At 62.2% G+C, this 6455-nt stretch carries 5 protein-coding genes; all 5 read right to left on the bottom strand.

Annotation, left to right across the window (positions count from 1 at the left end):
• Positions 1 to 203: 203 nt before the first annotated feature.
• The 5 genes from AC0L26_RS23330 to AC0L26_RS23310 all read right to left on the bottom strand — a co-directional run bounded on the left by AC0L26_RS23330 (position 204) and on the right by AC0L26_RS23310 (position 6454).
• A complete protein-coding gene (locus AC0L26_RS23330; protein ID WP_473634694.1) occupies positions 204 to 1079 on the bottom strand; it encodes a beta-keto acid cleavage family enzyme in 876 nt (291 codons plus the stop codon).
• 10 nt (positions 1080 to 1089) lie between these two features.
• Positions 1090 to 1476, bottom strand: a complete 387-nt coding sequence (locus tag AC0L26_RS23325; RefSeq protein ID WP_473634693.1) for a RidA family protein — start codon at positions 1474 to 1476, stop codon at positions 1090 to 1092.
• Between the two features lie 32 nt (positions 1477 to 1508).
• Positions 1509 to 2822 carry an aspartate aminotransferase family protein gene (locus AC0L26_RS23320; RefSeq protein ID WP_473634692.1) on the bottom strand — a complete coding sequence of 438 codons (1314 nt, stop codon included), beginning with the start codon at positions 2820 to 2822 and terminating at the stop codon, positions 1509 to 1511.
• A gap of 21 nt (positions 2823 to 2843) precedes the next feature.
• A complete protein-coding gene (locus AC0L26_RS23315; protein WP_473634691.1) occupies positions 2844 to 4889 on the bottom strand; it encodes an oxidoreductase in 2046 nt (681 codons plus the stop codon).
• Positions 4890 to 4963: 74 nt separating this feature from the next.
• Positions 4964 to 6454 carry an aldehyde dehydrogenase gene (locus tag AC0L26_RS23310; RefSeq protein ID WP_473634690.1) on the bottom strand — a complete coding sequence of 497 codons (1491 nt, stop codon included), beginning with the start codon at positions 6452 to 6454 and terminating at the stop codon, positions 4964 to 4966.
• Between the last annotated feature and the right edge of the window lies 1 nt (position 6455).

Below are 6455 nucleotides of genomic sequence, written 5' to 3'. Positions count from 1 at the left end.
CCACTATCGACCCCGACGAATGCGACAATTACTTTGCGAACGCAGGCTACGCTTCCGTTAAAACGTGAAAGACTCTAAGGCCGGCAGATCGCACGGCCCGTACGGTTCCTTGTCCACCGACTCCCAGCGTCACAGAAGCTGGAGCGGCTCGGCGTTTGATGGAAGCGGATTCCGGAACAGCTGCCCATTGTTCTTGGGTTTCTCTAGGCCTTCAAACCGAGCTGAGATCGGGCCGAAGCCGGGGTGGCGATAGTCGCGCCGAGGCCTTCCAGCAGCCATTTCGCCTTCGCGACCAGTTCGGCATTACTCTTCACGAGTTCGGTTTTCGACATCCGGATCGTATCCTCCATGCCGATCCGCACATGGCCCCCGAGCAGGTAGGCCTGCATCAACATAGGGTAAGCGGCGCGGCCAATGCCAAAGCCCGTCCAGACAGCGTCCCTGGGCAGCATGTTGCGAGCGAACATCATGGTCTCCGGCGTCGTCGCGAAGCCATATTTTACGCCGAGCACGAGGCTTGCGAGCGGCGGACCGCGGAACACCCCGCTGGCGAGAAAGTCGTTGAGAAGATTGATGTCTCCGCTGTCGAAAAGCTCGAACTCGGGCCGGACCCCGCAGTCGTAGATGATCTCCGCCATTTTCTTGACGTTGGGTGGCGTGTTGATGACGACCTCGCCGCCAAACGTCATCGTATTGAGATCCACTGTGCAGATGTCGGGCCGTAAATCGCGGATATGCTCGACCCGGCGTTCAGGCGTCACGAAATTCGTCCGCGGACCGGCAATTTTGGGATCCTCTTCACCGGGCTGGAACCGGCCGCCAGGGCCGGTGGTGATGTTGAGGATCACCTCGGTGTTCTTGGCGCGGATCAGACGAACGAGTTCGCGATAGTGATCGAGTTCCATCGACGGCCGGCCGTCAGGATGACGAACGTGAAGATGCAGGATTGCCGCGCCTGCATCGGCGGCCTCGAGCGCCGAGACCGCGATTTGCTGCGGCGTAACCGGCAGATTGGGGTTGTCTTCCGGCCTCGTCAGGCTGCCGGTCACCGCGCAAGTAATGATGGTGTCCTTCGACATGAGGCTTCTCTCAGTTTGTGAGGATGGCTGTGGCGGCGATCTCAACGAGAAGATTCTCGTCGATGAGGGCTCCCGCCTGGACCATCGTCGTTGCCGGTCGAATGTCGCCGAAGATCGCGCCATGAGCCCTGCCGACAGCTTCCCAATCATTTATGTCGCGAAGAAAAATACGTGTCTCGACGACATCGCCGATCGAGGCGTCGAGTTCGCGCAGGGCAGCGCCGATGCGCTCCAGAATCACGATGGTTTGCCTTTCCGCGTCGCCGGGGTGAAGTGCACCGTCGGGTCCAGAGGCGGAAGTGCCCGATACAACAATAATGTTTCCAGCGCGGACCGCCCTGGAATAGCCGATGGCGGCCCCCCACTTGTTGTTCACATCGACCTTGTGCCTTTTCATGTGCCGCTCCTTGGGTGGTTTGCCTGCCGCCGTCACTGCGCGAGGGACAGCAATGCTCGGTCGAGCGCCCGCACTATCTCGTCGACATCCGCATCTTCCATGGCGGTGGAAAAGGCCATCAGCCCGTTGCCGGCGATGATGACGCCTTCGTCGAACAGCACCTTGGCGAGGACCGAAACCCGCGCGGCGCCGTCCGCCGCGGCGAATGTGGAACGGTAATCGCTCAAGGGTGCGTCCGTCAGGTGGACGCGGCGCAGCGAGCCCAGCCCGGTAACCTGCCCCTTGATCCCGTGCCGGGTGAAACAGGCGCGAACACCTTGGTCGAAGCGATCGCCGAGCGCCTCGAGCTTCTCGAATGCGGCAGGGGTCAATTCCTCCAGAGCGGCTATCCCGGCCGACATCGACATGGGATTGGCACTGAACGTTCCGCCATGCGGCACCGCCGGCGGGCCCTTGCTCGGGTCGAACACCGACATCACTTCCGCACGGCCACCGATAGCGCCGATCGCAAAGCCGCCCCCGATGATCTTGCCGAGGGTGGTAAGGTCGGGGTCGACGTCGAAACGACCCTGGGCGCCATGGTAGCCAAGGCGAAATGTGATGACCTCGTCGAGGATCAGCAAGGCCCCAAGCTCGCGCGTGACGCGCCGCAGCATCGACAGATATTCGGGCTTTGCCGGCACGAGGCCGGCGCGATTGGGCATGACGTCGACGAGCACGGCGGCAAGGCTGTTGCCGCTGCCGCGCAGGATCGTCTCGGCGACCAGGGTGTTGTTGAAGGGAATGACGACGACATCGTCGAGCACGCCCTGAGGTGTCCCTTTGGCGGTCGGCACCGATCCCGGCCTGTCGATGTCGCCCCAGGTGGCAGGGCTGGCCTCCTGGCTTGTCTCGGCCGGGTCGTAGGTGCCGTGGTAGGCGCCCTCGCATTTGGCAATCTTCGGTCTGCCGGTATAGGCGCGCGCAGCCTTAATCGCGTTCATCACCGCTTCGGTGCCGGAATTCGTATAACGAAGCTGCTCGACGGACGGCAGACGATCGCACAGGATTTCCGACAGCCGGATCTCGCTCTCGGTCGGCATGCCGAAACAGGTTCCGGCTTCGAGCTGCCGCGCAGCCGCCTCGATGATCTGGCGATTGCCATAGCCATGGATCAGAGAGGTGAAATTCCCCAACGCGTCGATCCGGACATGGCCATCGACGTCGGTGATCCGGCAACCGTCGCCACGCCGGGCGTAGATCTGATGCGGTTTGCGAAAGACGGTCGTGCGCGTGTTCCCGCCAGGCATGACCTCGCGGGCACGGGCATAGAGCTTTTCGGAATTTGGTGTCGCAGGTGCTGACATGAGATCGCTCGTCATCTGGTTCTAGGCGGCAAGGTTGATCCGTTCGCGACGCAAGGTCGGGCCGTTGCTCTCGAACTCCTGCGCAAAGCGGTGGCCCGAATAGACCGCGGCATAGATGGCGGCCGGTGCTTCGCAATCTCCGATGCGTGAAACCCGGCGCAAGCGCCCCGCCTGTCCCTCCTCGAGACGGCTGGTCAGCGCCCCAAAGAGTTCGTTGCGCGGCAACCGCGCCGTGACGAGAACAAGGGCGTCGGTCTGCCTGTGCCCCGTGGCTCCGGTTCGCGCGTCGACGAAGAGTGCCTGGCCTTCATGCGTGCCGATGAGCGCCGTGTGCGTAACCATCCCGACGCCGCGCTCATGGAGCCGCCTGGCGGTCCGGATGTTTTCGAGTGTGTTGATGGTGAAGGAGGAGACGTCGGCCGCCGGTGTGGCCAAGGTGACTTCGTTGCCGGCAAGCGCCAATTTTTCCGCCAGCACGGCGCCCATGTAGTAATGATCGTCGTCGTAGACGATGATGCGACCTGACGGGATATTGCCGCCCATGATGTCGTCTGGTGTGAATACAGGCACGTCGGCCGACAGGGCGAGCGGCTTGAACGCCGCGCGTCCAACGCCATCGGCGCGCCATTGCGATCCTGTCGCCAGCACCACCTCGTCGGCATCGAATTCGAGAATTTCAGCCAGTCCGAGATCGCTTTCGAGATACACCCCGACATTGCTGAGTTTGTCGAGCTGGGTGACGCGCCAGTCTCGAACCCTCAGCCATTCCCGCAGACCCGGCAGTTCGCCCTCCAGGGTCACGCGACCGCCGAGACGGCTCTGCCGTTCAGCCAAGGTTACCTGATAGCCGCGCTGGCCGAGAGCCCGGGCGCATTCGAGCCCCGCCGGCCCACCGCCGACCACGAGCACGGTCGCATCGCTTGATCTGGTGGAAATGCGTTCGGGGTGCCAGCCGCGCCGCCATTCCTCGCCCATGGTCGGGTTTTGCGTGCAGCGCAGGTTCGTCATGGCAAAATGGCTCGAAACGCAGATGTTGCAACCGATGCACTCGCGGATATCTTCGTAGCGACCTTCCTCGATCTTTTTCGGCAGGAAGGGATCCGCGATCGAGGGGCGCGCGGCGCCGATCATGTCGAGCACGCCGCGGCGGATCAGACTTGCCATTGTATCGGGCGAGGTGAAGCGCCCGACACCGACGACCGGTTTGGTGGTGACGCCTTTGATCCCTATCATGAACGGCTCGTGATCGTTTTCCGATGCAAAGCGCGAGGTTGGCGAATCGTCTGCCCAGGTCCCGACCACGAGATCCCACAGATCCGGCAGTTCGGCGAGTAGACTGATCGCCTCGATCCCCTCCTCCGCGACCCGAAGCCCCTCCGGGCCAAACAGCTCATCGATGATGAGGCGTACGCTTACGGCGCAGGCGTCGCCGCCGCCCTCCCGCGTCACTTCTATCAACTCCTTCAGAAGCCGCAGCCGATTCTGCAACGAGCCGCCATATTCATCGGTACGCTGATTGCGGGGCGAAATGAACTGGAAAGCGATGGTGGAAAAATTGCCGTCGACGTTGAGGATGTCGAAGCCGGCCTTCCGCGCCCGCCGCGCGGCCGCCTTCCACCATCCGAGCAGTGCCTTGATGTCGGACTTGTCCATGGCGCGAACCTGGACCGGATGGTGTCCGCTGACGGGACGGTCCATCGGACCGAGCGGCACGTCGCGGGTCATGCGATTGGCGTTGTAGTAGGCGGGATAGGCGAGCTGCACGCCGGCAAGCGAGCCGTGCTCGTGGACCGCTTCGACCATCAGGGCGAGCGGCGGGATGTCGCCATCATCCCACAGCATCTGAAGAATCTCCGGCATGAGGTCGCCGGAGGGGTGAACCGAACAATGCTCCGTGTTGACCACCGCCCATCCGCCTTCGGCCTTGATCCCGCGCATGGCGGCATGGGCTTGCGGTCGCAAATTGCCCATGCCGTTGCAGTGAGGTGTCTGGTAGAACCGATTGCGGGCGACGACGGGCCCGATCTGTACCGGCTGGAACAGGATGTCGAAGCGTGGATCCCGCATGCATGGTTCTTTCTGTACCTCGCGTCGAAGAGCGAGAGGCATGGTTGGCAAGAGGATAAAGCCCTCGACGATCGCTAGGCGCGGATCTTGATCCAGGTCGCCTTGAGTTCGGTGTATTTGTCGATCGCGTGCAGCGATTTGTCCCGTCCGAAGCCTGACTGCTTGTAACCGCCGAAGGGCATCGTAATGTTGCTCTCGTCGAAATTGTTGACCCAGACGGAACCTGCTCGCAACCGGCGCGCGGTGGACAGCGCGACGTCGATATTGTCGGTCCACACCGCGGCAGCCAGGCCGTAGATGGTGTCGTTGGCGAGCGTGACCGCCTCCTCCGCCCCGCTAAAGGAGATCGTTGCCAGGACGGGACCAAATATCTCCTCCTGTGCAATGCGCATCTTGTTGCTGACATTGTCGAAGACGGTCGGCTCGATGTAGTAGCCGCCGGTCTCGCTAAGGACGCGCTTGCCGCCGGACTTGAGCTCGGCCCCTTCCTTGGAACCGATATCGATGTAGTCGAGCACACGGTCCATTTGAACCTGGCTGACCATGGCGCCAAGCTTCGTGGCCGCATCGAGGGGATCGCCAACCGTAAGCGTTTTCCCGACAGCGATCACCTTGTCGAGGAACTTATCCTTGATCTTGGCGTCGACGAGAAGTCGCGAGCCGGCGTTGCAGACTTCACCTTGATTGAAGAAAATGCCGTAGGCGGCCGCTGTCGCGGCCTCGTCCAAATTGCCGCAATCGGCCATGACGATATGCGGGGTTTTGCCTCCGCATTCGAGTGCGACGCGCTTCATGTTCGATTGGGCGGAATAATTCATGAAGAGCTTGCCGACCTCGGTCGAGCCGGTGAACGTCACCGCGTCGACATCCATATGCAGCCCAAGCGCCTTGCCGGCAGTTTCTCCAAGGCCGGTGACAACGTTGAACACGCCATCCGGAATGCCGGCCTCCGCCGCGAGCTCCGCAAGCCTGATCGCGGACAGCGGCGATTGCTCAGCAGGCTTGAGAATGACTGAGTTGCCTGCGGCGAGCGCTGGCCCGAGTTTCCAGCATGCCATCAGCAAAGGAAAGTTCCATGGAACCACCGCAGCCACGACGCCGACAGGCTCGCGGGTGATCATGCCCAGTGCGCCGCTGCCGGTCGGAGCAATCTCGTCATAGATTTTGTCGATCGCCTCAGCATACCAGGCGATCGTATTGGCCGATGCCGGGACGTCGACGGACCGTGCGTCGGAGATCGGCTTGCCCATGTTCAAGGTCTCGAGCAAGGCCAGTTCATCACCGTGCTGATGCATCAGATCGGCGAACCGTTGCAGCACTTTCTTGCGCTCGGTCGGCGAGCGCCGCGACCAGGAGCCAGCGTCGAAAGCTTTGCGGGCGGAGTGTACGGCGAGGTCGACATCCGCCGCGTCGCACGACGCTATTTGGGCGAGCGTTGTCCCATTGGCGGGATTGATTGCGTCGAACACTCCGCCCGACACCGCGTCGACGAATTTTCCACCGATGAACGCCTGCTTGCGGAGGTTGAGATTTGAGGCGGCTTGGCGCCAGTCGATCACGCTCATG

The organism is Mesorhizobium sp. WSM4823 (assembly GCF_055811195.1).
Note: the sequence above shows the minus strand (reverse complement) of the source record. Positions and strands in the feature narration are given on the sequence as shown.